This window comes from Rhizobium sp. UFLA01-1127 (assembly GCF_059803845.1).
Genome location: NZ_JAUQTZ010000263.1, coordinates 1 through 2776 on the forward strand (window position 1 = coordinate 1; position 2776 = coordinate 2776).

At 59.6% G+C, this 2776-nt stretch carries 2 protein-coding genes; both read left to right on the forward strand.

Annotated elements, in window-relative coordinates:
• Positions 1 to 307 precede the first annotated feature (307 nt).
• The gene (locus tag Q4Q11_RS31400) at positions 308 to 718 is read left to right on the forward strand and encodes a plasmid mobilization protein (RefSeq protein ID WP_498571931.1); all 411 of its coding nucleotides are present in this window, start codon (positions 308 to 310) and stop codon (positions 716 to 718) included.
• A gap of 242 nt (positions 719 to 960) precedes the next feature.
• Positions 961 to 2776, forward strand: a 1816-nt coding sequence (locus tag Q4Q11_RS31405; RefSeq protein ID WP_498571932.1) for a relaxase/mobilization nuclease domain-containing protein, incomplete at its 3' end; no start/stop codon positions are given.

Consider the following 2776-nt stretch of genomic DNA (forward strand, 5'->3'; position numbering starts at 1 on the left):
AACCATGACCGTGTTGAGTATTGCCGGAACGTTGGACAGAATGCACACGGAGGTAACGTAGAAGCAATAAGTTAGACAATTTATGTTATCTCTTTGTGTGAAGTTGTTCCATCGTGTGATTATGTGATGTGCTTGTTTAGGTTGATCTGCCGCGAGGGCCAATTCCGCGGATTGAGGAGGTTGAGCAAGATATCAAATATGGTAATGTTGGGTTTGGCAGGATACGCAAATTTGTGATACAAATTGGCTGTCGATCGACGGATGAACCGTCGATGTGCCTGCGGCGCTTCTAAAAATGGGGGGCGAAATGACGCCGGAGATGCGCGGTGCGCTGGTATTGGATGCACGCAAGATGTGCAAGGACAGGGTCGTTCATGCCCGCTTCAGCGTCTTGGAACGTGCCGCCGTCGATGCCGCAGCTGCCGCCGCCGGCCTGACGGTTTCGGCCTTCATTCGATCGCTGACATTGGAGGGGGCGGGCGTGCGCCCATTCCTGACCGACGAGGATAGGGCCATACTCGAGATGCTGATCGCCGATATTCGGGCGCTCGGCGTGAACGTCAATCAGATTGCCCGTTTCGTTCATGCGACCGGTCGATATTCGGCGACGGAGCTGTCATCGGAATTAACGGAAGTGCAAAAGCTTCTTGCCGCAGTCTTGCTCGAGCTAAGGCGTTATGCGGCCCGCGGCGCGCATCGGCGACGGGACAGCGTGTGATGGAATTCCTGCCCGGCGCATTTGAGCACGAATGGGAACGGCGTCGGGCAGCGCTGCTGCATGAGCGATCGCTAGGCCGGCCAAGTTTGGTCGACGAGGAAGAGTGGCGCCGCCGGGGCGGCGTGGTTGCGCAAGCCTCTCCGTTGCCGGGTGCCGCGGCCGGACAATTCGGATTGGGAGCGAAGGGCGGAGCGTTCGGAAGGACGCGGAGGCGAGCGCAAGGATCGTATTTAGAGCCTTCGATGCGATCGCGGTTTGCCGCCCTGGCCTCGGGCAGCCAGCCGGCCGTCGTCAAGCTTGCGTCGTTTGGTGGCGGCGGCCGGCTCGGCGCAATGATCAACTATGTGTCGCGCAACGGCGCCGTTATCGTTGAGACCGAACGTGGTGAAGACCTGCGTGGACGCGATGAGCTTGCAGGTATCCATCGTGACTGGGACCATCTGATGGGGAACCGCGCCGAAAGCCGTGACATCGGGACCTTCCTGGTAGAGGTGATGGAGACTGAGATACCAAACACGACAGCTGATCTCCATACGCGGGCGCGAACCCTGCTTCAGCGCGGGCTGGGCGACCGGAGCTTTGTCTTCGCGGTCACCTCCGCCGGTGATGGCAGGGGCTACCGGGTCGAAGGCGTCAGCGTGCTGCGCGACAGCGCCGGAGAGCGATTGACCGGTGACGCCAAGGCCTCGGCGATCGTGCAGGAGCGGCTTGGCGATGGAGGCAGGAAACGCCAACAAGCGGTGACGTTTCGCTTTACCGGCTATGGCAATGGCATCGACTATGGCTCTGCCCGCGTGCGGGACCTGGTTGAGAGGCATCCAGGCATCGTCCGAACCGCGCAAGGCGAGGCGATCATTGATGCCAAGCAGGCAGCAGAACTGGTGCAGCGCGACTGGCGCAAGCAACTGCATAGCCGCAAGTCTCGTGATGTGATGCATGTCGTGATGTCGGCGCGGGCAGGTACCGATGTCGAAGCCTTCCATGCGGCCGCACGCGACTTTCTGGCGCGGGAGTTTGCCGGCTACCGCTACGTGCTTGCGCTTCATGATCCATCCCGAGACCCGAAGGCGGAGGAGACGGGTGGAAAGCGGCCGCATGTGCATGTTCATGCAATCATCGCAATGCGCTCGGATGCCGGTGACAGGATCGAGACAAGTATCGGATCGTTCCGACGCTGGCGGGTGGAGATGGCCGAAAAGGCGCGCGGGCATGGCATTCGCATGGAAATGACCGATCGACGCGACCGCGCCAGCGCGCCGGCTTATAGCCGCAATCAAGTGCGGCCGACGAACAGGAAGGGTCGCACACAACATGAGGGTACGAGTGAAGCAGGTCAACGGCGCTATGAGGCCAAGCGGGCGGACCATCAAAACATCGCCTCGACACCAGATAGCAAGATTTATTCCATGTCAGCCCGTGGAGAATGGCTGGCTCTGGCGAAAAATAGTGGTGAAGCGGATGTCAAGAGTTTCGCGACGGCCCAAGCAATTCGGCTTGAGGCCGACTATGACAGAGCTTTCCGTCAAGAAATGGGCTCATCCGATCCGAGAAGCAATCCCTCGCAATACAGAATAAATTTGGTAAAGTTGGCAAAGACGGTAGGGGAGGGCGATATCATGCGTCATATGACACGTCAGGAATTCGAATCCTACGAAAAGAGGGTTGAGACGGCTCTGTTTCAGGCAGAACGCGAGACGCCCCAAAACGAACGCGAGAGCTTGGAGAAGATCGCAGCAGCTGCCCGCAATCATGTCAACCTAAGGCGCGAACTGATGGAATTGCAGGAGCAGGGTGGTCCGACCGATCCAGGCCTTGGGCGCTCGGCTCGCAAGCAAAGTGACGAGGCGGATGTCTATTGGCAGGAGGTGGTCGCCCGGCATGGCTTGCGCGCTGCCGAGGCAGCCAATCGGGCGATGCTTGAGGTCGAGCGCTGTCGCGATGAGATCGAGAAGGCCATGTCCGGGGAGATCAAAGCAGACAGGGCGGCGCTGCAAGCCGATCTGCAGCGGGAAATCTCCAAGGCCGCCGAGCTTGGTGCGGAGGGTAATACTCTGATCC

What these genes read in the sequence shown, in the direction of transcription:
- Q4Q11_RS31400 (WP_498571931.1), top strand. Translation starts at nt 308, where the DNA reads ATGACGCCGGAGATGCGCGGTGCGCTGGTATTGGATGCACGCAAGATG.